A 24,030-nucleotide genomic window follows, 5' to 3' on the forward strand; every position below is an offset into this window, starting at 1 on the left:
TCCTGTGGGAAATGGGGTTGCCGTACGTTCCGAGTGGAATGCACGGAATGCGAGTCCGCAAATCGGATAGGCCGTCCGGAGAAATTCCCTATTCAATTGAATGGTGAATTCACGGCGCTCGCCGCGCGGCGCTGACCTGGTGCGATGCCATTTCCGTACACCGGACGGGGGGTGGTGCGCGGGGCGCATTCAGCGCGTCGAGGCGTGCACCCGGGCGATCGATCGTCGCGTCATCGGGGGTCACTGCGGCAGATCCCTCGGCGTTCGCGGGTCGGGCGGGATCCGCCCCCTGGCGTGTTCCTGCCTGGGCGGCCGGGGTGCCGCGTCGTCTCGCCGCCGGGGGCGGTCGGAGTGCCGCGTCGTCTTGCCGCCGGGCGTGGGGAGGGTGCCGCGTGGTCTTCTCCGGGCTCCCGCCGCCGCTCCGCGTTCCGCAGGGATCCGGACGGGCGGGGGTAGATGTCGGAGGCCGGCGGTCTGCGGACCGCCTGCCGGCCCGTCCCTCGCCCCCTCCGTCACCGCCATTGCCCACGGCGGCGTACCTCGCTATGTTAATCGAAAATCACATCTGTGCGACAAGGTCATCCAGCACATGGGTCGTACAACCGGCAAGTCTGCGAAGCCATCTAAGACCATCTGGCCCATCAGGGAAGCAGGTAAGTCAATGGAAAATCTCAGCAGGCGAAGGATTCTCTCCCTCGGCGTCGCGCTCGGGCTCGTGGGCGTGTCGAGCCCCGCTCAGGCGTGGGCGTCGACGGGCTCGGTGGCTGGGGCCGCCGCGGGCACCGGTCCGGAGTGGATCTGGGACGAGGCGGCGGATCCTCTGATGGTCTCGATGCTCGAGAACGGTCACGTACCCGCGATCAACAGCGCCTGGGAATCGTGGGTGAACAACAACGACCCGCTGCCCGGCGGCATGCCGGCCGACTTCACCGCGTACCTCGGGCGGGTCAACAAGCTGCCCTCCTGGGCCGACCCCGCCAAGCTGGCCCGCGCCGCCGACTTCAACCGCCGCAGGGACCTGTACCTCTTCATGCTGTACGGCCTCGGCAGCGGAATCATGAGCACCGTGATCCCGCGCGAGGCCAAGAGCGTCTACTGGGCCGCGGGTGGCTCGAACATGCAGGACCGCGCGGCCAAGACGTTCACCTTCGGATACGACCTGTCCCAGCTCGGGGCCTTCGAGCCGGAGGGGCAGTTCGTCGTCACCGCAAACAAGACGCGTGTGGTGCACGCCGCGGTGCGTCACCTGCTTCCGCAGTCGCCGCACTGGAGGGCGGTCGCGGACGAGACCGTCCCGATCAGCGCAGCCGACATCCTGGTCACGTTCCACAGCCTGGGCACCTACGTGCACAGGAAGCTGCTCGAATGGAAGATCCCGTTCCCTGCGGCGGACCAGGAGGCGTTCCTGCACTCGTGGCAGGTCGCCATCCATCTGCTCGGCGTGCCGGACGAGTACATCCCGCAGACGTGGGCGGCCGCGGACGCGCAGTCGGCGAAGGTCCTCACCCCGATCCTCACCCCGACGACCGAGGGCATCGCGCTGGCCGAGGAACTGCTCGGTCTGACCGCACAGGTCGACCTCGGCGTCACGCGCGGGTTCCTGAACGAGTTCGTGCGCTACGTCCTCAGCGACGAGGTCGGCGACTGGCTGGGACTGAAACGCGACTACGTGTCGGCGGCCCTGGTCCGCACCGCCTGGCCGGCGTACATCCTGTTCCGGGAGGGGCTGTCGCCCGTCATGCCCGGCACGTTCTACGCGATCGACCAGATGGTGCGCGCCCTGGGCATGCTCTTCCTCAACAAAGGGGACTCCGGGACCACCACACCCATCACGATCCCCACCGGCAACCGGACCACTTGAGCCCGTACGCCGGATCCTGGCGGTGCCCGCCCCGCGACCGCCGCATCGAGGGGCGGGCACCGGGCCGACATGCGAAGGCCCCCGGTCGCGCTGTGCGCTCAGAGGCCCAGTGCACCCACCACCAGGGAGGTCACCGCTTCACGGTGGCCGGCGCTGTCCTGCCACCGCAGTCCGCGTCCGGCCTCGACCACCACGCCGAAGCCCGCATGCACGAGTACCCGGGCCTGGCGCGGGTCCAGTTCCGGACGGGCCAGCCGCAGTTGCTGCTCCCAGACGGCGATGTGCTCCCGCTGCGCGAGGACCAGAGGCCGTCGCAGACCGGCGGGCAGCCCGGCGACCTCGGCCTCGGCAACGCTGTTGAGCTCGGTGTACTCGAAGCTGTAGGCCACGTAGGTCGACGCCAGCGCGACGATCGCGTCGTGCGGGCCGCTCACCTCGCGCAGGCTCCGTTCCACACCCTGGGCCAGCAGTCCCGCTGCCTGGAGGCACGCCGCCGCCAGGATGTCGATCTTGCCCGGGTAATGGCGGTAGAGCGCGGACGGGGTCAGTCCCACCGCCTGCGCGATCTGCCCGTTCGTGACGCTGGCGAATCCGTCCCGGGCGAACAGGGGGATGGAAGCGGCGAGGATCTCCGCGCGGCGCGTGCGCGGCACCGGCCGGTCGGGCAGCTCGACGGCGCACGCGCACGGCCGGCCCGCCGCTGGGTCGCTCGCGGCCACCCGCAGCGCGGACGCCAGCAGCAGTTCCTCGGCGCGGCGTTGGGCGATGGACGTGTGATGCATCGTGATGGACGCGATCGCGCCGAGGGCCGCCACGGCGCGCAGGCGCCGGTCAGGCCGTGGGTGCTCGCGCTGCACCGCCTCGTCGACCCGCTCGACGAGGCGGCCGAACTTCAGCGCGAGGCGCCGGCGGTCGTCGTGGTCCAGGTAGCGGGCCTCCCACCGGTACACGCCGCCCGACGCGCGATGCGCGATGGTGATCCGCGTGACCGCGGCGAGCACGTCGGTCAGCGGCGCCCCCGGCGGCACCTCGTCCAGCGCGGAGACCAGCCCGTCCACCATGACGTCGGCGCACTCGGCGAACAGCGCGTACTTGTTCGGGAAGTGCCGGTACAGGGCGGCCGCGGTGATGCCCACGCCCGCGGCGACCTCTTCCATCGATGCCGTGTGGTAGCCGCGCTCGCTGAACACCCGTCCGGCCGCCTCGACGATGAGCTGCCTGCGGTTGCGGGGCCGGGTGGCTGCGGCCCGGTCGGCGGGCACGGCCGAACGGGCTGGTCGGGAGGCGGGAGCCATGCGGATCAGTCAATCACACGCCCCCACCAGGCAGGGGGGCCTCGACGCGGACTGCGCAGGACGTGACTTCCGCATCACTTGCCGGTGTTCCGGCGCAGCGGGGCCGCCCGTCGACGTCAGCCCGACCCGCCCGTCAGGCGAAGGTGAGGACCGGCTTGACCGCGCTGCCGTCCCGCATGGCGGCCACAGCCGCTTCGATGTCCTCGAACGGGAACGTGGTGACCAGCCGGTCGATCGGGAAGAGGCCGCGCCTGTGCAGGCGGATCAGCTCGGGGATGAAGCGGCGGGGGTCGGAGTCGCCCTCGATCACCCCGTGGACGCGGACGCCCTTGGCGAGCAGCCCCATCACGTCGAAGGTCACCTCACCGCCCGTGCCGAGGAGGGCGACTTCGCCGCGGGGACGCAGGGCGCCTACGGCCCGGCGGACCATCTCCGGGCGGCCGGTGGTCTCGACGACGTGGTGCGCACCCCCGCCGGTGAGGTCGCGGAGCGCCGCCACCAGGCCGTCCCCGGGGGCCAGAGCCGCCTCGGCGCCGAGTTCGACGGCCAGGGCACGCCGGGAGGCGACCGGGTCGACGGCCACCACCGGGGCGCAGCCGGTGGCCACCGCGGCCATCAGCGCGCTCAGGCCGACCCCGCCGGCCCCCAGGACGACCAGCGAGGACCCGGGTTCGGGGCGCAGCCGGTTGAGTACGGTGCCGGCGCCCGTCTGGCCGCCGCAGCCCAGAGGCGCCGCGACCGCGGCCGGCAGGTCGGACGGCACCTCGACCACGCCGCGTTCGTGGACGACGGCATACGTGGCGAAGCTGGACTGGCCGAAGAAGCCGGCGTGGAGCGGTGTGCCGTCGCGTGAGAGGGGAGTGGTGCCGTCGTCCCGCCCGCCGGAGAAGTTCAGGGCCTGCGCCGCACGGCAGTAGGCCGGGTGGTCCGCCGCGCACTGTTCGCAGGCGCCGCAACTGGCGAAGGTGAGGCAGACGTGGTCCCCGGGCGCGACGCGGGTCACCTCCGCACCCACCGCCTCGACGGTGCCGGCCCCCTCGTGGCCGAAGACCATCGGTGTGAGTTTCCGGGGCCAGGTGTCACGCATGCCCAGGTCGGTGTGACAGAGGCCGGCCGCTGTCATCCTCACCAGCACCTCGCGCGGCCGCGGGGCCTCCAGGTCCGCGTCCCGGACGGTGAACGGCGCTCCCGGCGCCTCGGCGACCGCGGCGCGGACGCGCCTCAAGAGCTCGCGCCCGTACCGGGGTTCTCGTGCGCGGCCACGGCGGCGCGCTCGAGGAAGAAGTAGTAGAAGGGGCCTTCGGCGGGGACCCCCTTGGCGTTCATGATCCCCATCAGCGTGGTGTCGTCCACCTGCTTGAAGTGGTCGAAGACCGGCCGGCCGTCGTAGACCATGGTGGCCGTCGGTTCGCCGCGGAACTCCACGGTCCACAGGCTGGCCTCGCCCTGTCCGAGCTCGCGGTTGGAGTACAGCTCACCCGCCTCGTTCCGGCAGATCAAGGGCTTGGCGTCGTGCACGGAGGCGAACGTCTTGCCGTACCAGCCGGCCTCGTCCAGCATGCCGTCGAGGGGGTGACCGGTGCGGAACTCGCCGCCCTTCCACTCGCCGAGTATCTCTTCGGGGCGGACGGTGGCCAACGCCGCCCAGATCTCGTCGAGTTCGGCGGGAGGGACCGGGCCGTTCTTCTGCCGGAGCTCCTGGAATCGGGCGCCGGCCTCGTGCTCGTTCATGGGGGAGTCCTCTCGTCGGGGTACTGAGGCATGGAGTGAAGCGTCAGGAAGGGCGCGAGGCGGAACCCCGGGGGCCGGAGCTCTGCGCGAGCGGGGAGTGCCGCGTGGAGGGGAACGCGAAGCCGCCGGTGACCGTGCCGGGGTGGCCCACGGTGCCGAGACTCAGCAGGACGTGGCGTTCGGCGACCTCCTCCGCGGTGAGCGGGCCGTCCGCGCGGAACCAGTTGGCGACCCCCTGGCACATGATGAGCACCGAACGTGTCGCGTCGGCCGGGATCGGGGTGGTGAACACGCCCCGGGCACGGCCCGCCTCGACCGTGTCCAGCAGCATGTGCTCCAGATAGTCGCGCAGGGCGACGTACCGGGCCCTGTTCTGTGGCTCCAGACTGCGGATCTCGGTGTCCAGGAAGGCCAGTTGCTGCCGGTGGGCCATGTAGAGAACGATCGACTCGACCATGCCGCAGAGCCGGGCCAGCGGATCGTCCCCGGCTTCCCCGGCAGCAGCCCGGCAGCGGTCCAGGACGTCCTTGATGGACGTCTCGAGCAGGGTGGCCAGTAGGGCCTGCTTGTTCTCGTAGTGGTAGTACAGCGCGGGCACGGTGACCCCGACCCGGCCGGCGATGTCGCGAACCGAAGTGCCGTGGTAGCCGTGCTCGTTGAAGGCCGCCATGGCATGAGTCAGGATCGGGTGCAGGTCGAGCGGTCCGTAGGAGCGCCAGTGCTCCGCCGGGGGCGTGGTGCGGCGGCTCGGTTCGGTGCTCAACGGCTCTCCTCGGGACGGGCTGCGATCAGCGGCATCGTACGGCCGTGAGTCCGGAACCCCCGCCGTTCCTCTGCTGAGCGATCGATCAGTACGGCCGGACATTCCGTATCCGGCCTGATCCGGGTTCCCCAGCATGGGACCACAAAATCTGCTGCTGCGCGAGGAGTTGACCGGGCGCCGCCGCACTTCTACGTTCTTAGCGAACGCTCAGTAAGGTCCCGGTCGAGCGGCGGTCGCGCCGTGCACCGAGAGAGGAACCCATGAGCCATCACTCCACCGACCCTCCCGGCCGCGCCGTGGCAGGCCCCCTGGACGGCGTCCGTGTGGTCGAACTGGCGGGGATCGGTCCCGGTCCGTTCGCCGCGATGCTGCTCGCCGACCTGGGCGCCGACGTGGTGCGCGTGGACCGTCCGGGCCCCTCGCCGCTCGGCGGCGATCCCGCCTACGACGTGGTCAACCGCAACAAGCGCTCCGTCCTGGTCGACCTCAAGTCACCCGAAGGTCCGGAAACCGTACGGGCGTTGGCCGCGCGCGCCGAGGTCCTGATGGAGGGGTACCGGCCCGGTGTCGCGGAGCGGCTCGGGGTCGGCCCCGAGGAGTGCCTGGCCGTCAATCCCGCCCTGGTGTACGGCCGGATGACCGGCTGGGGGCAGCGAGGCCCTCTCGCCCCCCGGGCCGGACACGACATCGGCTACATCGCCACCGCCGGCGCCCTGTCCATGTCCGGCGCACCGGACGGGCCGCCGGTCTTCCCCGCCAATCTGCTCGGCGACTACGCGGGGGGCTCCCTCTACCTGGTCACCGGCGTGCTCGCCGCGCTGCTCACCGCCCGCGCAACCGGCCGGGGCCAGGTCGTGGACGCCGCGATCGTGGACGGAGCCGCGCACCTCACCACCATGTTCTGGGGCATGCTCGCCGAGGGCACGTGGCGGGACGTCCGGGGCGGCAACCTGCTCGACGGCGGCTGCCCGTACTACGGCGTGTACGAGACGGCCGACGGGGGCTGGATGGCGGTCGGCGCCCTGGAACCGCAGTTCTACACGGTGTTCGTCTCCTTGCTGGGCCTGGACGGGGCGGAACTGCCGGACCACGCCGAACCGAGCAACTGGGCCGAGCTGCGGGCCGTGTTCACCACCCGGTTCAAGGACGCCACCCGCGCCGAGTGGACGGCCGTCTTCGAGGGATCCGACGCCTGCGTCGCACCCGTCCTCTCGCTGCACGAGGCGGCCGGTCACCGGCACCTGACCGGACGCGGCACCTATACGGAGGCGTACGGCATCACTCAGCCCGCACCCGCCCCCCGCTTCTCCGACACCCCCGGCACCCTGCGGCTGCCGCCCGCCGTCCCCGGCGCGCACACCCCCGACGTGGCCCACGACTGGGACGTGCCCGAACTGCTGAAGGAACACAGCTGATGGAACTGTCCTCACCTCTGACGTACGCCGGCGATCCGCGCGTCACCGCCGACCGTGCGGCTGCCCTGGAGACCGCGGGCCTCGACGCCGTCTGGGTCGCCGAGGCCTACGGTTTCGACTCCCCGACGATCATGGGATACCTCGCCGCGAGGACCGAGCGGATGCGGATCGGCTCGGCCATCCTCAACGTCTACTCGCGGACTCCCGCGCTGATCGCCCAGACCGCGGCCGGACTCGACGCCCTCAGCGGCGGACGCGCTCTCCTCGGCATCGGCGCCTCGGGACCCCAGGTCGTCGAGGGCTGGCACGGCCGCCGTTACGACCGCCCGCTGGGCCGTACCCGTGAGGTGGTCGAGCTTTCCCGGCGGATCTGGCGGCGCGAGGTGATCGAGCACCACGGCATCACGGACCTGCCCCTGCCGCCCGAGAAGGGCGGCACCCACGGAAAGTCACTGAAGCTGCTGAACCACCCGGTCCGCGACTCCATCCCGGTCTACATCGCGGCGCTGGGCCCGGCGAACGTCAGCATGGCGGCCGAGATCGCCGACGGCTGGCTGCCGTTCCTGTACGTCCCCGAGCACGCCTCCAAGGTCTGGGGCGGGCCGCTGGCCGAAGGCGCCGCGAAGCGTGACCCCGCGCTCGGCCCGCTCGCGGTCGTTGCGGGCGGTCTGCTGGCCATCGGGGACGACGCCGAGGCGGTCCGTGACCTGATGCGCCCCACTGTCGCCCTCTACGTCGGGGGCATGGGCGCGCCCGGCCGCAACTTCTACCACGACCTGGTCTGCTCGTACGGTTACGAGTCCGACGCGGCTGCCGTCCAGGCGCACTACCTCGCGGGCCGCAAGAAGGACGCGGAGGCCGCCGTGCCGGCCGAACTGCTGGAGCAACTCTGCCTGGCCGGTCCCGAGGGCTATGTCCGCGACCGCGTCGAGGTCTTCCGCGAGGCGGGCGTGACCATGCTCAACGTCACCCCCGTCGGTCCCGATCCCGCCGGGCTGATCGAGCAGGTGAAGAGCTGGCTGTGACAGGGGAACGCGGCCTCCGCGACCCCGGCCACCGAGCCTTCCGCGCAAGGGCACGGACCTTCCCGGCCACGGGGAGGGTGCCGAGCACGGCGCGAACGTCGACCACGCCTGAACGCCTCCGACTGCCGCGGGAGCCATCGCCCCGATGACCGGACTCCTCGGACGCCGGGAGCCCGACGGCCCGTCCCACGGGAGGCCTGCCCCACCCCGCACACACCCGCCGGGCCTCCTGCCGCCCCCCGCCCGGACGTTTCCTTCCACTCCGCATGGAGGCACCGATGACATCAGCAACCCGCACCGCCGGCGACCTGCCCGACGCCCCGGCCGACAGGACCCTGCCCCAACTCCTGGCCCGCAACGCCCGCGAGTACCCACGGCTCCCCGGGCTCTCCTGGCAGCAGGCTGAGGCGGACGGGGGCTGGGCGACGCTCAGCTGGGGGGAGATCCACGAGCGGACCCGGAGCCTCGCCGCCGGGTACGCGGCCCTCGGTGTCGGCCGTGGCGACCGCGTCCTGCTGATGATGTCCAACCGGCCCGAACACTGGCTGTCCGACCTGGCGCTGGTCCGCCTCGGGGCGGTTCCGGTCAGCGTCTACGGCACCGCTGCCCCCGAGCAGATCACCCATATCGCGCGCAACTGCCGGGCCCGGCTCGCCGTGGTGGAGGGGGCGGCCCAGGTGGCGGTCTGGGAGCCGCTGCTGGCCGACGCCGACACCCCGCTGGAGCGTCTGGTGGTGGCCGAGCCGGGCGGGACGGGGAGCCATCTCCCGTACACCGAACTGCTGCGGGATCTGGCGCCGGATGAGCTGTCCGGGCAACTGGACGCCTCCCGCCCCGAGGACACGCTGACCGTCGTCTACACCTCGGGCACGAGCGGCGAGCCCAAGGGCGTCGTCCTGACCCACCGCCAGGTGATGTCCAACGCCCTCGCGCTGGATGCCGTGGTGGAGCTGCCCCCGCACGTCGAGCACATCTGCTATCTGCCCTTCGCCCACATCGCCGAACGGATGCTGGGCATCTACCTGCCCTGCCACCGGGCCTCGCACGTCTACCTCTGTGCCGACCCCACGGGTGTGGCGGCCGTCGTGCGCAAGGTGCGTCCCGCGCAGTTCTTCGGGGTGCCGAGGATCTGGGAGAAGCTGTCCGCCACCGTGCGGGGGATCCTCTCGCTGATGCCGGACGAGCAGCGGGCGGTCATCGACCAGGCTTTCGAGACCGCCCGCGAGCACGTCGGCCACCGCGAGCAGGGCAGGACACCGCCCGCCGAGCTCGAGAAGCGGTACGCGCGCGTCCGTGAGGACGTCCTGCTGCCCATGCTGGCCGCGGGCGGTCTGGACCGGGTGACCTGGTCGGCCAGCGCGTCGGCCCCGATGCCGGTTGACGTGGTGAGGTTCTGGGCCGGTTTCGGCATCGTCATCATGGACGCCTGGGGGCTGACGGAGACCACGGGCGTGGCCACGAGCAACAGCCCGCGGGCCGGATTCCGGCTCGGTTCGGTGGGACGCCCGGTGGAATCCGCGGAGGTCCGCCTGGCCGAGGACGGCGAGATCCTCGTGCGGGGCGCGTCCGTCTTCTCCGGCTACCTCCAGCCGGACGGATCGGTGCTGTCCCCCCTGGACGCCGACGGATGGCTCGCCACCGGCGACATCGGCCGGATGGACGAGGACGGCTACCTCTGGCTCACGGACCGGAAGAAGGAGATGATCATCACCTCCACCGGCAAGAACGTCTCCCCGGCGCTCGTGGAGAACGCGCTCAAGGAGCACCCGCTGATCGGTCAGGCGATGGTGCACGGCGACAACCGCTCCTACCTGGTCGCCCTGCTGGTGCTCGACGCGGAGGCCGCCCCCGCCTGGGCCGCGTCCCACGGTGTGGAGACGGGCGGGGGACCGGCCGCGCTGGCGGAGCATCCCGCCGTCCGGGCGGAGGTGGACCGCGCGGTCGCCGCCGCCAACTCCCGGCTCAACCGCACCGAGCAGATCAAGCGGTACGAGCTGCTGGCCCAGGAGTGGGGCCCGGCGACCGGTGAGCTGACTCCGTCGCTGAAGATGCGGCGCCGCGTCATCCGGGACAAGTACGCAGAGGCGCTGTCCGGGCTCTACGAGGACTGACCGGGCCACCTCGCCCCTTTGTCCCCTCTCCCTCTTCACCTGTTCACGGACCTGAGAGGGCGGCCGCCCAGCCGGGTGGCCGCCCTCTCGCGTCCGGACCGTCTCAGAGGCCGTAGGTCTTGCCGATGACGTCCCGCTGGATCTCGCTGGTCCCGCCGTAGACGGTGGAGACCACCGCGGCCCGCAGGTGGCGCTCCATGTCGAACTCCGTCGTGTAGCCGTAGCCGCCCATCATCTGCATGCCTTCCAGCGCGGCTCGCTTGGCGATCTCGGTCGCTTTCAGCTTGGCCATCGACGCCTCGCGCGGGAACAGCTTGTCCGGCTGCGCGTCGCAGTCCAGGGCCACCTCGCGCACCAGCAGCCGGGTGCACTCGATCTCGGTGGCGAGGTCGGCGATCCGGTGCCGCAGTGCCTGGAAGGAGCCAACGGGCCTGCCGAACTGCTCGCGCTCGCGGACGTAGGCGACTGTGTCGTCGAAGGCGCGGCGTGCCAGGCCGAGCATGTTCGCGGCGAGGAAGAGCCGCTCGAAGTTCAGGCCGGCCATCAACTGCCGCCAGCCGTCGTCCACCCGGCCGACGACCGCGTCCGGGGGCAGCCGCACGCCGGTGAGGAAGACGTCGTTGACCTCCCGGCCGCCCATGGTGTCGATGCGCCGCACCCCCACGCCCGCGGTGCCTGACGGCAGATGGAACATGGTGAGGCCGCCGTGCTTGTCCTCGCCCGTGCGGGCCACCAGCAGGATGTGCCGCGCGCAGTGCGCGTTGGAGATCCAGGTCTTCTGGCCGTCGATCACCCACGTGCCGTCCGCCTCCTGCCGGGCCCGGCAGCGCAGCGCTCCGACGTCCGACCCGGCCCCCGGCTCCGACATGGCGATGGACAGCACCTCACCGCTCACGGCGCCGGGCAGTACTTCCTGCCGCTGCCGCTCGGTGCCGAACTTCTCGTACGCCTTCGCGGCGATGACGGTGGTGATGAAACCCCCGGCCGGGACCATCCCGTACGAGGTCTCCTCCAGGAAGAGGCAGGAATCGGCAAGACCGCCGCCGGAGCCTCCGTACTCCTCGGGCAGGCACACCCCGAGCCAGCCCAGATCGGCGAGCCTGCCGTACAGCTCGGGGTTGTGGGCTTCGCGGCCGCCCGAGGTCAGCGCGGAGCGCTGCTCCCTGGTGCCGCACTCCCGCTTGGCGAAATCTCGGACGGCCGCGACGAAATCGGCCTGCTCTTCGGTGAGGCGACTGCCCATCAGGTCCTCCGGGGTTCGTCTGTGATACGGAGATATGATAAGCGTTTCATTATCTCTATGGGAGGGGTTCGCCGGTATCGTGAGCGCCATGAGAACTGACACGAACGACTCGGGGCTCGCCCGGGCCATCGGCCGGCCGGAGGCGGAGGACCGTACGGCACTGCGGATCCTCGACGCCGCACTGGAGCAGTTCACCCTCCTGGGCCTGCGCCGTTCCTCCGTGGACGATGTCGCCAAGCGCGCCGGAGTCTCCCGCGTCACCGTCTTCCGGCGCTTCCAGACCAAGGACAAGCTGGTCGAGGCCACGCTGCTGAGGGAGCTCAGCCGGTTCTTCCAGCGGTTGGACGCGGCCGTGGCGGCGTTGCCGACGATGGAGGAGCGGGTCGTCGAGGGCTTCGTGGTCGCTCTGCGCCACACCCGGGCCCATCCGCTCTTCGGTGGCCTGCTGCGCCTCGAACCCGAGGTCGTGCTGCCCTATCTGACTGTGCAGGGCGGCTTCTCGCTCTCCGCCACCGTCACCTATCTGACGGGCCATCTGCGCCGCGCCCAGCAGGCCGAGGACCGCCCTGACGAGGACCCGCAGCCGGTCGCCGAGCTCATGGTGCGGGTCGCCGTCTCCTTCCTGCTCAACCCCGCCAGCTGCATCGAGATGGACGACGAGGACCAGGCGCGGGCCTTCGCCCGTCGCTACCTGGCGCCGCTGCTGGACGCCTGACCGGCCGGAGCGCCGGGCGGAAGCGCCCGGCCGGACGTTCCGGCCGCGGGGTGTGGCAGATCAGCGGCGCCGGTGCAGTGTGCGGGCCAGTCGCACCGCGCGCTCCCGCGTGGCGGCCGGGACATCGAAGGAGGTCAGCGCGAGGGGCGGGGTGAACCGCTGCACGGTCGTCGACTGGACGGACGAGAAGGCGCGCAGTCCCTCCTCGCCGTGGATCCGCCCGAATCCGGAGTCCTGCGAACCGCCGAACGGCAGCGCCGGTACCGCCGCGAAGCCGAGCACCGAGTTGACCGACACCGCCCCCGCGCGCAGCCGTGCCGCGATGGACGCGCCGGCGCGTCCGCTGCGGCAGAACACCGCGGCCCCCAGGGCGTAACGCGAGGCGTTCGCCCGCTCCACCGCCTCGTCCACGTCGGCCACCGCGTTGACGGCCACCACCGGCCCGAAGGTCTCCTCCGTCATCGCCGCCGCGTCCTCCGGGACGCCGGTCAGGACGACCGGTGCGACGTACGGAGCGCGGACCGACTCGGGCCCGCCGAGCAGGGCCCCCGCTCCCGCCGCGACCGCACCGGTCACATGGCGTTCGACGACGTCGAGCTGGCCCGGCAGTGTCATCGGGCCGTAGGCGGCGTCGGCCTCGGCGCCCGGGCGCAGCTTCTCGGCCCGCCTGACGACCTTCTCGCACAGCGCCGCGTGGATCTCGCGTACCGCGTAGACGCGCTCGACCCCCGCGCAGGTCTGCCCCGCGTTGCTCAGCGCGCCCCATACGATCGCATCGGCGGCCGCTTCCAGGTCCGCGTCCGCGGTGACGATCACCGCGTCCTTCCCGCCGCACTCGGCGAGGAACGGTGTCAGGGTCTCGGCGCACACCGCCATCACCTTGCGGGCCGTCCCCGGCGACCCGGTGAACGCCAGCTTGTCGACGCCGGCCCTGGCCAGCGCGTCCCCGGTGGACGCCGCGCCGGTGACCGTGGTGAGCAGCCCGGCGTGCCCGGGGACGGCGGCGTCGAAGAGCCCGGCCAGCAGGACCCCGGTGCCCGGCGTCAGCTCGGACGGCTTGAAGACCACGCCGTTCCCTGCCGCCAGGGCGTAGCCGATGGAGCCCATCGGGGTGTACAGGGGGTAGTTCCAGGGGCCGATCACACCGATCACGCCCAGCGGCCGGTGTACCAGTGAGGCCCGCTGGTGGAGGGTGAACAGCCCCGTGCCCACCTTCCGCCGGCGCAGTACGCGCCCGGCGTGGCGAGCGGCCCAGCTGAGATGCTCCAGGGTGAGTACGACCTCCAGCGCGGCGTCGCCGGCCGGCTTGCCGGTCTCCTCGGCGATCGTGCCCGCCACCGTGCCCAGGTCGGTGGCGAGGGCCTTCTTCCAGCGCAGGAGATGGTCGCGGCGCCGGGAGGCGGGCAGCGCCGCCCAGCCTGCCTGGGCGGTCCGGGCCCGCGCCACGGCACGGGAGACCTCTTCCGGCCCGTTCACCGGGTGCTCGGCGATCGGCTCTCCGGTCGCGGGGGAACGCGTGGTGAAGGTCGCGGCGGGTGGGGCGGCGGCCGGGGTGGCGTCGGTCATCGGGTCTCCTGACGGGGGACGCGAGGGGCGGACGACCGCGCCCGGACGAAGGCGCGCTCCGTCCCTCTCCGGAGCGGGGCGTGGTGGTGCCGACTGTTCGGGATCCCATGGGGGAGCACCCTATGAGTCGAAGATACTGAAACTATTGACTTGTTTCATCGGGCGTCAATACTCCGGACGTAACGGGGCTGGGAGGGCGCGCCGAGGTGACCCTGTCGCGCGGGCTCATGCCGACAAGGTCCTTACGGGTCACGGGAGCTGACGAGGCGTCCGGGATGCGCCTGAGCGAACCGGGCTGCCCGTCCCGGCGGCCGGACGGGAGCAGGGGTGTGGCAGGTCACGCCGGCCGAGGCGGCGTGCGGGTGGGCCGGAGCGGCTGCCCGTCCCGGCCGGCCGGGAGCAGAGGTGTGCGCTCCCGGCCGTCGGTTCCCGGGCGCGCCCCGCTCAGCCCGCCAGCTCCCCGAGCAGCTCCCACGTCCGCCGCCGGTCGGCCTCCCCGGCCAGGTCCGTCCCCGAGAACACCACCTCGGTCGCCCCGGCGTCCCGGTAGCGCCGCACCTCCGCTGCCACCGTCTTCTCGTCACCGATCACGGCCACGTCACCGGCGCGCGCGGCACCGGAGAGCTCCACGACCCGCGCGTACGACGGGAACTGTTCGTAGAACGCCAGCTGTTCCGTGGCGGTGCTGCGCGCGGCGTCGGTGTCACCGGTGACCACGCCGTGCACCAGTGCCACGATCCGGGGTGCGGGGCGGCCCGCGGTCTCGGCGGCGGCGGTGACCGCCGGGACGATGTGTTCGGCCAGGGCCCGGGGCCCGGCGAGGTAGGGCAGGATCCCGTCCGCCAGCTCGCCGCTGACCCGGAGGGCCTGCGGGCCCATCGCGGCCACGAGCAGGGGGACGCCGCCCTCGGCTCCCGGTACGCGGGCGGGAAGCGGGGTGGACGCGGTGATCAGTTCGCCCCGGAAGTCGGCACTGCCCGTCTCGGTGAGCTGCCGCAGTGCGGTGAGGAACTCGCGCAGGCGCGCGATGGGGCGTTCGTAGGGGATGCCGAAGGCCGCCTCGGTCAGTGGCTTCGTACCGAGGGCGAGCCCGAGGTGATAGCGGCCGTGGGTGGCCGCCTGCGCGGTCTGGGCCTGGCTTGAGATGATCAGTGGGTGGCGTCCGAAGACGGGGATCGCCGAGGTGCCCACCTGGAGCTCCGGCACCTCGCGCCCGACGATGGCGGCGAGCTGCGGGGAATCGGCGCCGAAGGTCTGCCCGAACCAGGCGGACCGCAGCCCCGCGGCGGCGGCCTCCCGGGCGAGGTGCACGGTGGCGTCGATCTGGTTGCCGGATCCGGTCGCGCTGAGTGCTACTCCTACAGTCATGCAGGGGAGAACCAGGGGCAGTTGGCCGCGCATTCCGGATCCCGTATGGCGACCTCGTGTCCACTGTGTGAACCCGTTCGAGCCCCGCCCGTCCCGTCCGTATCCCTTCGTTCCGTGCCCCTTCGGAGTCGTCGGGCGGCACCGTCGGGAAGATCAAAAGACCGTCGGGTTACCATATGAGCGCCGCCTAGCTCGAAAGATAAACCTGTGACTGTCAATGACGACTCGTTCACCAACTGGATGCACCGCGAGGAAATCGCGGAGTCGATGATCCCGATCATCGGGAAGCTGCACCGCGAGAGGGATGTCACCGTCCTCCTGCACAGCCGCTCCCTGGTGAACAAGTCGGTGGTGAGCATCCTCAAGACCCACCGATTCGCCCGGCAGATCGACGGCGCGGAGCTCTCGGTCACCGAGACCCTGCCGTTCCTCCAGGCCCTCACCACGCTCGATCTCGGCCCCTCCCAGATCGACATCGGCATGCTCGCCGCGACCTACAAGGCCGATGACCGCGGCCTCTCCGAGGCGGAGTTCACCGCCGGAGCCGTCGCCGGCGCCACGGGGGCCAACAAGATCGAGCGCCGCGAGTCGCGCGACGTCGTGCTGTACGGCTTCGGCCGCATCGGCCGTCTGCTGGCCCGGCTGCTCATCGAGAAGGCCGGATCCGGCAACGGTCTGCGGCTGCGCGCCATCGTCGTCCGCAAGGGTGCGGGCCAGGACATCGTCAAGCGTGCCTCGCTGCTGCGACGCGATTCCATCCACGGTCAGTTCCAGGGCACGATCACGGTCGACGAGGCGAACAACAGGATCATCGCCAATGGCAACGAGATCCAGGTGATCTACTCCGACGACCCGACGTCCGTCGACTACACGGCGTACGGCATCGACGACGCCATCCTGATCGACAACACCGGCAAGTGGCGCGACCGCGAGGGCCTCTCGAACCACCTGCGCCCGGGGATCGCCAAGGTCGTCCTGACCGCGCCGGGCAAGGGTGACGTTCTCAACGTCGTGCACGGCGTCAACCACGACATGATCAAGCCGGACGAGCAGATCATCTCCTGCGCCTCCTGCACCACCAACGCGATCGTGCCGCCGCTGAAGGCGATGGCGGACGAGTACGGCGTCCTGCGCGGGCACGTGGAGACCATCCACTCGTTCACCAACGACCAGAACCTGCTGGACAATTACCACAACTCAGACCGCCGCGGCCGTTCCGCGCCGCTCAACATGGTGATCACCGAGACGGGCGCGGCCTCGGCCGTCGCCAAGGCGCTTCCGGACCTGGAGGCGACGATCACGGGCAGCTCCATCCGGGTGCCGGTGCCGGACGTCTCGATCGCCATCCTCAGCCTGAAGCTCGGCCGTGAGACCACGCGCGACGAGGTCCTGGACTACCTGCGCGACGTGTCGCTGACCTCGCCGCTCAAGCGGCAGATCGACTTCACGACCGCCCCCGACGCGGTGTCCAGCGACTTCATCGGCTCGCGGCACGCCTCCATCGTGGACGCGGGCCCCACCCAGGTCGACGGCGACAACGCGATTCTCTACCTCTGGTACGACAACGAGTTCGGCTACTCCTGCCAGGTCATCCGGGTCGTGCAACACGTCTCCGGGGTGGAGTACCCGACGTACCCCGAGCCGGTCCACTGATCCCGGCGCCTCCCTGACGGCCCCCTGGGGCCGGTCCCACCCGCGTCGACGGGTGGGACCGGCCCTGTGCGCGTCAGCCGGACACCGATGCCGGCGCCGGGGCGTAGCCGGTGGCCCGGGTCGTGAACGTGCCCCGGCCCTGCGTCCGGCTGCGCAGGCGCGTCGCGTAGCCGAACAGCTCGGCCAGCGGCACGGTCGCCGTGATCACCGCCGCGCCGGCCCGTGCGGTGGAGCCGGACACCCGGCCCCGCCGCGCGGCCAGATCGCCGAGCACCCCGCCCACCGCCTCGTCGGGCACCGTCGCCGTGAGCTCCACCACGGGTTCCAGCAGCACCATCGCGCTGGAGCGCAGAGCCTCACGCAGTGCGAACCGGCCGGCGGTACGGAACGCCATCTCCGACGAATCCTTCGGATGAGTAGTGCCGTCGGTCAGCGTCACCCGCACTCCGGTCACCGGATGCCCGCCGATGGGACCCTCCAGCAGGGCGTCCCGGCAGCCGGCCGCGACCGCCCGGACGTACTCCTGGGGGACCCGGCCGCCGACGACGGCCGAACGGAACACGAAGTCCGCCGAACCCTCGTCCGCGGTGGCCTCCAGCGGCTCCACGTCGATGACGACATGTGCGAACTGTCCGGCCCCGCCGTCCTGTTTGACGTGCCGGTAGACCAGACCGGACACGCCTCGGGCGACCGTCTCCCGGTAGGCGACCTGCGGCCGCCCGACACGGACGTCCAGCCCCTGGGCGCGCCGGATCTTCTCCGTAGCCACCTCCAGATGCAGTTCGCCCATGCCCGAGAGCACCGTCTGACCCGTCTCGGAGTCCGTCCGTACCGCGAGCGACGGATCCTCCTCGACCAGCCGTACGAGCGCCGACATCAGACGCTCCGTGTCGGTGCTGCGGACGGCCTCGACCGCCACCGATACCACCGGATCGGCCACCGTCGGCGGTTCGAGGACCAGCGGGGCGTCCGGCGCGCACAGGGTGGCACCGGCCCGGGCGGCCTTGGGACCGATGACCGCGACGATGTCCCCGGCCACCGCCGAGTCCACGTCGACGTGCCGGTCCGCCCGGACCCGCAGGATCCGGCCGATGCGCTCGCTTCGCCGTGCACCGACGTCCAGCACCGTCTCCCCCTTCCTGACCACGCCCGAGTACACCCGCAGATAGGTCAGCCGGCCCGTCGCGGTCGCGTTGACCTTGAACGCGAGCGCCGCGAACGGCGCGGACGGATCGGCGGCCCGCTCCTGCACCACGTCGCCGAGCGTGCCCCGTACGGGCGGCACGTCCAGCGGGGAGGGCAGATACGCCACGACGGCCTCCAGCAGCGGTTCGACACCGCGGTTGCGGTAGGCCGAACCGCACAGCACCACGACACCCTCACCGGTACGGGTCAGATCACGCAGCGCCCCGGCCAGCGTTTGCTCGGTGAGCTCGGACCGGGCACAGAACTCCTCCAGCGCGGCCGGGTGGAGCTCCGCCACCGCCTCCTCCAGCTGCCGTCGGCGTCGCTGCGCCTCCGCCCGAAGCTCATCGGGTACGTCCCGTTCCTCGTACGAGTCGTCGCCGTCGGCCCAGACGAGAGCCCGCATGCGGAGCAGATCCACCACTCCGCTGAACCCTTCCTCGCGGCCGATGGGCAGCTGGACCACCAGCGGGACCGTCCGCAACCGCTCCCGGATCGACGCGACCGCCGTGTCGAGGTCGGCGCCGGACCGGTCGAGCTTGTTGACGAACGCGATGCGCGGCACGGCATGCCGGTCGGCCTGGCGCCACACCGACTCGCTCTGCGGCTCCACGCCGGCGACCGCGTCGAACACGGCGATCGCTCCGTCCAGCACCCGCAGCGCACGCTCGACCTCGTCGGCGAAGTCGACATGCCCCGGGGTGTCGATCAGGTTGATCCGGTGACCCGCCCAGGTGCAGCTCACGGCTGCGGCGAAGATGGTGATGCCGCGGTCGCGCTCCTGGGAGTCGAAGTCGGTGATGGTCGTCCCGTCGTGGACCTCGCCGCGCTTGTGCGTGGTGCCGGTGGCGTAGAGGATCCGCTCGGTGACGGTGGTCTTGCCGGCGTCGACGTGGGCGAGGATGCCCAGGTTGCGAACGTCGGCGAGTGCGCTGGTGGGTTGACGGTGCAGTTCGGTACGCACGGTCCGTGCCTTTCGGGGTGATCCGGAAGAAGACGGCGCGATGCCCGGACGGAGCGCCCTGTTCGGGGCGCGGCGGAACCCTTCGTCCACGGCATGGGCGCACACGGACGGCCCGTCAGGAAGAGGGCAGGGTTCAGACGTTCGTCGCGGGTGTCCGGGGCCGGCCGCGCAGCCGGCGCCGGGCGGAGGTAGACACCAGGATCACCTCGTACCGCGACGGGGGGACGACGACAGCGGTGCGGTAGCGCACGGCAGGTCTCCCCTCGATGGTCACGGCGTGCGCCGCGGCGGAGAGCCGGGGCGCGATGTCGTGGCGAGTCTAGGGAGGGGGGCCCGGCCGGGGGAACCGGTTTTCCGGGCCGTCGCGAGGCTGTGGCCGACCGGGGACGCATCCGTGCCGATCGGAGCGCAACCATGCGGCGTCCTCGGCAGTCACCCCTACGATCGCCGAGCGCCGAGGGGGAGCCCATGGGAGCTGTCCGGATGCTGTTGCCGGTGCTGCGTCCGGTCGCCGGCAGGGACGGGAACGGGCCGGGCGGGAGGCTGCTCGTGTCCGCGCTGCTCCGTTGTTCGTCGCCCCACTGGGTGTTCGTGCGTCCGCAGCCGCTGGAGCGGCGGATCGCCTGGGGCGCCGAGGCCGTCGCACTGTGCCGGGCCACGATGCGCCGCGAGCGCCCCGGAGCACCCGACGTGCTGGCCCGTTCGCTCGTGCTCCAGTCCCAGCTCCTGCTCCACGCGGGCCGGTACGAGGAGGCGTGCGCGGCGGCGCAGGAGTCCCTGAACGTCCCGGACGCCCGTCCCTCTCCGAGCCGGACCGCCTACTGCCACCTGGTGCGCGCCCTGGCGCTGGCCGGGCTGGACCGTGCGGACGAGGCGCTCGTGACGGCCCGTCTCAGTGTCGCCGTCTACGGGTCCGTGCTGCCGGGGCAGGCCGACCGCTGCCTGGGCAGCGCCGCCGCCGCGCTGCGCGCGCACGCGTGGGTCCTCGACCGGGCCGGTCGCACGGCCGAGTCCGTCGACGTGTATCTCCAGTGCGCCGAACTGCTGCGGGAGTTGCCCTGGCGGCAGCAGTTCCGGCTGGCCGTGCTCCACACCAGGGTGCTGGGCGAACTGGCACACGGACTGCGGGCGCTCGGCCGGTTCACGGAAGCGGTCGAGGCGGGCGACGACGCCAGGGAACTGGTCGGCGACCTCGTCCCGAGGCTCTACCCGGAAACGCAGGTGATGCGGGCCCAGTTGCTCATCGACCTGGCGTGGTGCCTCGGTGCCACGGAAGACCTCTCCCGGGCGCGAGCGACGGCCGAGGAGGCCGTGACACGCTGCCGCGACCTGCCGGCCGGTACCGAGGTCCCTGACCAGACCTTGCTCGCGGTCGCCCTGGACTGTCTGGCCCACCACCTCGAACTGCTGGACGCGCACACCGATGAGAGGGTGGTACGCGAGGAACTCGTCACCCTGGCCGAGCGGTTGGCCGACGCGGAACCGGAAACCCACGGGCCCCGGCTCGCCGTCGCCCTCGATGCCCTCGCCCGCTGTCACACCCGCGACGGCGAGGGGTCAGGGGCCGTGACCGTCACCCGGCGATCCGTGGAGCTCTACCGTCGCGCCGTCGGGCGCGATCCCGGTTCCTACGAGCCGGAGCTGGCCCGGACGCTCGCCAACCTCAGCGTCCGGCTGCGCCTGACGGGCGAGTTCGAGGGTGCGGTGGCCGCCGGGGGGCGAGGCCCTGGAGATCACCCGGCGCCTCGTGGGGGCCGAGGGGCAGGGCGGGCGGTCACAGGTCGCGGACCGCCTGCGGATTCTCGGCCGGGCCCGGTACCGCGCCGAGGACGACGAAGGGGCCGCGGCCTGCTTCGAAGAGGCCGAGACCCTGCTGCGGCAGCTCATGGAGGCGGGTGATCCGGAACCGCACGCGGCCGGGCTCGCCGCCGCGCAGTCGGCGCTCGGCCGGGCCCTGGGCGCGGCCGCCGACGTGTACCTCGACGCCGGCCGCGCGGACGCTGCGGCGGCAGCCCTTCGGCGCCTCAAGGAACTCACCGCTCGCGCCCCGCTGACCGATGTCCACGCGGCCTGTGTCTCCACCTTCGCCCGGGCACGCGACCGGGACTCCGAGGGGATCGTGCCTGCCTGGCAGCGAACCACCGGAGAGCCCTGGCCCACCTTCGTCTACCGGCTGGGCTGAACCGGGGCGCGGCCCGCGTCACCGGTCCGGCGGACACCGCGCCGCGCCAGTGGCTTCCAGGTCCTGCACCGGCGCAGCGCGCTCCGGCCGCAGCCGCGCCACTCGGCGGGGGAGACGCCCGTCCCGTGACCGGTGCGGGTGATCAGCGCGTTCACCGGGGAGTGCGGGTCCAGGGCCATCGTGGTGCGGGCCAGCAGGACACCGATCACCAGCGGGGCCAACGTGACGGCCAGTGTGGTGCCGGTGCTGGTCATCTGCTGGATGCGGGGGCGCGGTGCGTCGGGAGCCATGACCCCATTCCAGCAACGGTGGACCGGAACGGGATCGGGTGACGTACTCAGTCCGGGCGGCCCGGGTACTCACCCGGGCCGTGCGGCGTCCCCGTGAGAGGGGTTTCGAACGGTCCTACGCGTTGGTGCCCGGGCCGGCGTCCATGCCCGAGGCGGCCTTGATGCCCTTGGTGATGTCGTCCAGCACCGACAGGCCGGGTGCCTTGGGGTTGATGTCGAAGCCGGAGCGCAGGACGATCAGCGTGTCCTCGGCCAGCGGCGAGGGGAACGCCAGCGACTCGACGTACCCGTCGTCACCGTTCTTCGTGACGACCTTCCAGCGGACCCGGTAACCCTGCCCGCCGGCCACCGTGACCGCCTCGGACTTCAGCTGCTGGTGCGAGGTGATGCCGCCGTAGATCTTCCCGCCGTACGACTCCTCGGCATTGGTCGCGATGTCCTTCTCGGCCGTGGCCTTCGCGGTCTTGGTGGTCAGCTTCAGCGCGGTGGCCGGTACGGAGAACACTCCGCCGCGCACGCACTCCTCCTTGCTGTTCCCGGGGCAGGCATACGTGCCGGTGGTCACGCCCGCGCCCAGTCCCGACTGGCCCTTCCAGCCGTCGGGGACCGGGATGCTGATGCCGCTGGCCATGTCCGTCGCGTAACCGTCCTCGGTCTGAGGCTGCTGCTGCTCGGGGCTCTGGTCGCCCCCGCTGTCGCCCCCGCGGCCGCCCGGTGCGCCGGGTCGGCGGCTGGGGGCCGGGGACGGCGAGGCGGAGGGGGCGGTCGCGGCGGTCTCGCTCGTGCCGGAGTCGTCCGTCAGCAGGTACACGCCGCCGCCGATGGCGGCGAGGAGCACCACGGCCGCGGTGATGCCTGCGCCGATGCGTATCCGTCGGCTACGGAGCGTGGCCGGGGGGACCCGGAGCTGATCGGTCCACTGTGTGCCGTCCCACCAGCGTTCCTGGATGGGGCCAAATCCTGTGTACCCGGGGTCTGGATGCCAGCCGGGTGGGCTCGTCTGCGTCACGGGAGCCACCGTAGTCGGACTGCGTGAGAATCCTATGAATCATCGCGCTCGGGCGCCGTACGGTGCACGGGAGCGGGGCACGGCGGGCGCACGGTCCACCGCCGGGCCCGGACGGCACCCGTGGGAAGGCGAACGATGAGCGAGAGTCCCGCCGTACGGATCGAGCGTGACGGCCCCGTGTTCACGGTGATCCTGGCCCGGCCCGAAACCCGTAACGCGGTGGACGGCCCGACCGCCCGCCGACTGGCCGACGCCTTCCGCGCGTTCGACGCCGATGAGGGCGCGGCGGTGGCCGTGCTGTGGGGCGAGGGCGGCACGTTCTGCGCCGGTGCAGACCTCAAGGCGATCGGGACCGAACGCGGCAACACCGTCACCGCCGAGGGCGACGGTCCGATGGGGCCCACCCGGATGCGGCTCGGCAAGCCCGTGATCGCCGCGGTCGCCGGGCACGCGGTGGCCGGCGGTCTGGAGCTGGCCACCTGGTGCGATCTGCGGGTGGCGGAACAGGACGCGGTCTTCGGGGTGTTCTGCCGCCGATGGGGAGTGCCGCTGGTGGACGGCGGCACGGTACGGCTGCCGCGCCTCATCGGCGAGAGCCGGGCCATGGACATGATCCTCACCGGCCGGCCCGTCCCGGCTGCGGAGGCGCACGGCATGGGGCTGGTCAACCGGCTCGTCCCCACGGGCGAGTCCAGGAGCGCGGCGGAGCAACTCGCCCGGGAGATCGCCGGGTTCCCCCAGCTGTGCCTGCGCCACGACCGGCTCTCCGTGCGCGAACAGCACGGCCTGAGCGAGCCGGACGCGCTGGCCGCGGAGTACCGGCACGGTCTGGTGCCGCTGGCGGCGGGGGAGACGCAGTCGGGCGCCGACCGCTTCGGCGGCGGGGCGGGACGCCATGGTGCGTTCACCGACTGAGCCGGCAGGACGGCGCGTGGACGGCGGGTGGACGGCCCCACCGGTCCACGTCCGGAGCGGAGGCGGGATCCGTGCCTGCACGCGGTCTTCGCCCAGGGGCTGTCCCGCAATTCCGTGCGGGCGCGCGACGACGGCTACGGCACCTTCGCCGTCGCCTCAACGGCACGGGGAGACCGGGACCCCCTCCGTTGTTCGGAACGCCCGAATACATCGGGTATGGCGGGCGTCCCTCCGCCTTGCGGTGCACCGCGTCCGACGCCGCGCGCTGGTCCACCGGGAATTGCGGGACAGCCCTTAGGGTCCACGCATGAGCGGAAGCCATGAGGAAGAGCGGTCCGTGCGGGCCGCCGTCGAGGGGGAACTGCGGTTGCTCGATCCGGGCGTGCGGGCGTCGCCCGAGGCGGTGACCGAACTCCTCGACCCGGAGTTCCACGAGTTCGGAGCGTCGGGACGGCGCTACGACCGGACGTCGATCCTGGACGTGACGTCCGCCGGCGCAGGGAACACCACCGACGACAAAGCCCCCGCCCCGAGCGTCGTCACCGAGATGTCCGGAGCGCTGCTGGCCCCGGGCCTCGTTCATCTGACCTACGTGTCGGAGGGCGACGGCCGCCGCGTCCGGCGCAGTTCGATCTGGCGGCAGTCGGAATCGGGCTGGCGCATGTACTTCCATCAGGGCACGCCGACCGGCCCGTCGTAGCCGCCGGTGAATATCCTGCGGACAGTCCGCAGGAGGCTG

Annotated in this window: 20 protein-coding genes; 10 read left to right on the forward strand and 10 right to left on the reverse strand. The window is 72.0% G+C overall.

All coding sequences use genetic code 11. The features are described 5' to 3' along the window. Positions 1-661: 661 nt before the first annotated feature. Positions 662-1,861 (forward strand): oxygenase MpaB family protein, encoded by a 1,200-nt coding sequence (locus ACGFZA_RS12495; RefSeq protein WP_385278796.1) that lies wholly within the window; start codon positions 662-664, stop codon positions 1,859-1,861. Positions 1,862-1,959: 98 nt separating this feature from the next. Here the strand turns inward: ACGFZA_RS12495 and ACGFZA_RS12500 are convergent, their stop codons facing one another. The 4 genes from ACGFZA_RS12500 to ACGFZA_RS12515 form a co-directional block, all read right to left on the reverse strand. Next, positions 1,960-3,156 (reverse strand): TetR/AcrR family transcriptional regulator, encoded by a 1,197-nt coding sequence (locus ACGFZA_RS12500; RefSeq protein ID WP_393678847.1) that lies wholly within the window; start codon positions 3,154-3,156, stop codon positions 1,960-1,962. A 133-nt stretch (positions 3,157-3,289) separates the two neighbouring features. Continuing rightward, positions 3,290-4,381 (reverse strand): NAD(P)-dependent alcohol dehydrogenase, encoded by a 1,092-nt coding sequence (locus tag ACGFZA_RS12505; protein ID WP_393678848.1) that lies wholly within the window; start codon positions 4,379-4,381, stop codon positions 3,290-3,292. Beyond that, positions 4,378-4,887 (reverse strand): DUF4334 domain-containing protein, encoded by a 510-nt coding sequence (locus ACGFZA_RS12510; RefSeq protein WP_385278802.1) that lies wholly within the window; start codon positions 4,885-4,887, stop codon positions 4,378-4,380. The genes ACGFZA_RS12505 and ACGFZA_RS12510 overlap by 4 nt, the downstream gene beginning before the upstream one ends. A 43-nt stretch (positions 4,888-4,930) precedes the next feature. After that, a complete protein-coding gene (locus ACGFZA_RS12515) occupies positions 4,931-5,650 on the reverse strand; it encodes a TetR/AcrR family transcriptional regulator (RefSeq protein ID WP_385278804.1) in 720 nt (239 codons plus the stop codon). A 260-nt stretch (positions 5,651-5,910) separates the two neighbouring features. On the opposite strand from ACGFZA_RS12515, the gene ACGFZA_RS12520 reads away from it, so the two are divergent. From ACGFZA_RS12520 to ACGFZA_RS12530, 3 genes are all read left to right on the forward strand, one after another. Then, positions 5,911-7,065: a CaiB/BaiF CoA transferase family protein gene (locus ACGFZA_RS12520; RefSeq protein WP_385278806.1), complete on the forward strand. Its 1,155-nt coding sequence runs from the start codon at positions 5,911-5,913 to the stop codon at positions 7,063-7,065. Beyond that, positions 7,065-8,090 carry an LLM class F420-dependent oxidoreductase gene (locus ACGFZA_RS12525; protein WP_385278807.1) on the forward strand — a complete coding sequence of 342 codons (1,026 nt, stop codon included), beginning with the start codon at positions 7,065-7,067 and terminating at the stop codon, positions 8,088-8,090. The genes ACGFZA_RS12520 and ACGFZA_RS12525 overlap by 1 nt, the downstream gene beginning before the upstream one ends. Before the next feature lie 278 nt (positions 8,091-8,368). Continuing rightward, positions 8,369-10,201 (forward strand): AMP-dependent synthetase/ligase, encoded by a 1,833-nt coding sequence (locus tag ACGFZA_RS12530; RefSeq protein ID WP_393678849.1) that lies wholly within the window; start codon positions 8,369-8,371, stop codon positions 10,199-10,201. A 103-nt stretch (positions 10,202-10,304) separates the two neighbouring features. Here the strand turns inward: ACGFZA_RS12530 and ACGFZA_RS12535 are convergent, their stop codons facing one another. Beyond that, positions 10,305-11,444, reverse strand: coding sequence for an acyl-CoA dehydrogenase family protein (locus tag ACGFZA_RS12535; protein WP_385278811.1), 1,140 nt, complete (start codon positions 11,442-11,444; stop codon positions 10,305-10,307). An 88-nt stretch (positions 11,445-11,532) separates the two neighbouring features. Between ACGFZA_RS12535 and ACGFZA_RS12540 the strand changes: the two genes are divergently transcribed. Continuing rightward, positions 11,533-12,159, forward strand: a complete 627-nt coding sequence (locus ACGFZA_RS12540) for a TetR/AcrR family transcriptional regulator (protein ID WP_385278813.1) — start codon at positions 11,533-11,535, stop codon at positions 12,157-12,159. Positions 12,160-12,219: 60 nt separating this feature from the next. Here ACGFZA_RS12540 and ACGFZA_RS12545 read toward each other — a convergent pair whose 3' ends face one another. Both ACGFZA_RS12545 and ACGFZA_RS12550 read right to left on the reverse strand, forming a co-directional pair. Then, positions 12,220-13,725 (reverse strand): aldehyde dehydrogenase family protein, encoded by a 1,506-nt coding sequence (locus tag ACGFZA_RS12545; RefSeq protein ID WP_393678850.1) that lies wholly within the window; start codon positions 13,723-13,725, stop codon positions 12,220-12,222. 444 nt (positions 13,726-14,169) lie between these two features. Beyond that, positions 14,170-15,093: an LLM class F420-dependent oxidoreductase gene (locus tag ACGFZA_RS12550; RefSeq protein ID WP_393678851.1), complete on the reverse strand. Its 924-nt coding sequence runs from the start codon at positions 15,091-15,093 to the stop codon at positions 14,170-14,172. Positions 15,094-15,300: 207 nt separating this feature from the next. On the opposite strand from ACGFZA_RS12550, the gene ACGFZA_RS12555 reads away from it, so the two are divergent. After that, positions 15,301-16,746, forward strand: coding sequence for a glyceraldehyde-3-phosphate dehydrogenase (locus tag ACGFZA_RS12555; protein ID WP_385278819.1), 1,446 nt, complete (start codon positions 15,301-15,303; stop codon positions 16,744-16,746). 73 nt (positions 16,747-16,819) lie between these two features. On the opposite strand, the gene fusA is transcribed toward ACGFZA_RS12555, so the two are convergent. Beyond that, entirely contained in the window at positions 16,820-18,895 is a 2,076-nt protein-coding gene (fusA, locus tag ACGFZA_RS12560) for an elongation factor G (protein ID WP_393678852.1), read from the reverse strand. Between the two features lie 468 nt (positions 18,896-19,363). On the opposite strand from fusA, the gene ACGFZA_RS12565 reads away from it, so the two are divergent. Next, the gene (locus ACGFZA_RS12565) at positions 19,364-20,794 is read left to right on the forward strand and encodes a hypothetical protein (protein WP_393678853.1); all 1,431 of its coding nucleotides are present in this window, start codon (positions 19,364-19,366) and stop codon (positions 20,792-20,794) included. After that, a complete protein-coding gene (locus ACGFZA_RS12570; protein ID WP_393678854.1) occupies positions 20,781-21,077 on the forward strand; it encodes a hypothetical protein in 297 nt (98 codons plus the stop codon). The genes ACGFZA_RS12565 and ACGFZA_RS12570 overlap by 14 nt, the downstream gene beginning before the upstream one ends. On the opposite strand, the gene ACGFZA_RS12575 is transcribed toward ACGFZA_RS12570, so the two are convergent. Next, positions 21,062-21,367: a hypothetical protein gene (locus ACGFZA_RS12575; RefSeq protein WP_385278825.1), complete on the reverse strand. Its 306-nt coding sequence runs from the start codon at positions 21,365-21,367 to the stop codon at positions 21,062-21,064. The genes ACGFZA_RS12570 and ACGFZA_RS12575 overlap by 16 nt on opposite strands. 115 nt (positions 21,368-21,482) lie before the next feature. Beyond that, positions 21,483-22,376 (reverse strand): DUF2510 domain-containing protein, encoded by an 894-nt coding sequence (locus ACGFZA_RS12580; RefSeq protein ID WP_393678855.1) that lies wholly within the window; start codon positions 22,374-22,376, stop codon positions 21,483-21,485. A 135-nt stretch (positions 22,377-22,511) separates the two neighbouring features. Here ACGFZA_RS12580 and ACGFZA_RS12585 point away from each other — a divergent pair, with 135 nt between their 5' ends. Both ACGFZA_RS12585 and ACGFZA_RS12590 read left to right on the forward strand, forming a co-directional pair. Beyond that, positions 22,512-23,291, forward strand: coding sequence for a crotonase/enoyl-CoA hydratase family protein (locus tag ACGFZA_RS12585; protein ID WP_393678856.1), 780 nt, complete (start codon positions 22,512-22,514; stop codon positions 23,289-23,291). Between the two features lie 307 nt (positions 23,292-23,598). Continuing rightward, entirely contained in the window at positions 23,599-23,991 is a 393-nt protein-coding gene (locus ACGFZA_RS12590; RefSeq protein WP_393678857.1) for a DUF4440 domain-containing protein, read from the forward strand. The last annotated feature ends 39 nt before the right edge of the window (positions 23,992-24,030 follow it).

The organism is Streptomyces sp. NPDC048211 (assembly GCF_043202315.1).
Classification (GTDB): domain Bacteria; phylum Actinomycetota; class Actinomycetes; order Streptomycetales; family Streptomycetaceae; genus Streptomyces.

What these genes read in the sequence shown, in the direction of transcription:
- ACGFZA_RS12495 (WP_385278796.1), top strand. Translation starts at nt 662, where the DNA reads ATGGAAAATCTCAGCAGGCGAAGGATTCTCTCCCTCGGCGTCGCGCTC.
- ACGFZA_RS12500 (WP_393678847.1), bottom strand. Translation starts at nt 3,156, where the DNA reads ATGGCTCCCGCCTCCCGACCAGCCCGTTCGGCCGTGCCCGCCGACCGG.
- ACGFZA_RS12510 (WP_385278802.1), bottom strand. Translation starts at nt 4,887, where the DNA reads ATGAACGAGCACGAGGCCGGCGCCCGATTCCAGGAGCTCCGGCAGAAG.
- ACGFZA_RS12520 (WP_385278806.1), top strand. Translation starts at nt 5,911, where the DNA reads ATGAGCCATCACTCCACCGACCCTCCCGGCCGCGCCGTGGCAGGCCCC.
- ACGFZA_RS12525 (WP_385278807.1), top strand. Translation starts at nt 7,065, where the DNA reads ATGGAACTGTCCTCACCTCTGACGTACGCCGGCGATCCGCGCGTCACC.
- ACGFZA_RS12530 (WP_393678849.1), top strand. Translation starts at nt 8,369, where the DNA reads ATGACATCAGCAACCCGCACCGCCGGCGACCTGCCCGACGCCCCGGCC.
- ACGFZA_RS12535 (WP_385278811.1), bottom strand. Translation starts at nt 11,444, where the DNA reads ATGGGCAGTCGCCTCACCGAAGAGCAGGCCGATTTCGTCGCGGCCGTC.
- ACGFZA_RS12540 (WP_385278813.1), top strand. Translation starts at nt 11,533, where the DNA reads ATGAGAACTGACACGAACGACTCGGGGCTCGCCCGGGCCATCGGCCGG.
- ACGFZA_RS12545 (WP_393678850.1), bottom strand. Translation starts at nt 13,725, where the DNA reads ATGACCGACGCCACCCCGGCCGCCGCCCCACCCGCCGCGACCTTCACC.
- ACGFZA_RS12550 (WP_393678851.1), bottom strand. Translation starts at nt 15,093, where the DNA reads ATGACTGTAGGAGTAGCACTCAGCGCGACCGGATCCGGCAACCAGATC.
- ACGFZA_RS12565 (WP_393678853.1), top strand. Translation starts at nt 19,364, where the DNA reads ATGGGAGCTGTCCGGATGCTGTTGCCGGTGCTGCGTCCGGTCGCCGGC.
- ACGFZA_RS12570 (WP_393678854.1), top strand. Translation starts at nt 20,781, where the DNA reads ATGGAGGCGGGTGATCCGGAACCGCACGCGGCCGGGCTCGCCGCCGCG.
- ACGFZA_RS12575 (WP_385278825.1), bottom strand. Translation starts at nt 21,367, where the DNA reads ATGGCTCCCGACGCACCGCGCCCCCGCATCCAGCAGATGACCAGCACC.
- ACGFZA_RS12585 (WP_393678856.1), top strand. Translation starts at nt 22,512, where the DNA reads ATGAGCGAGAGTCCCGCCGTACGGATCGAGCGTGACGGCCCCGTGTTC.
- ACGFZA_RS12590 (WP_393678857.1), top strand. Translation starts at nt 23,599, where the DNA reads ATGAGCGGAAGCCATGAGGAAGAGCGGTCCGTGCGGGCCGCCGTCGAG.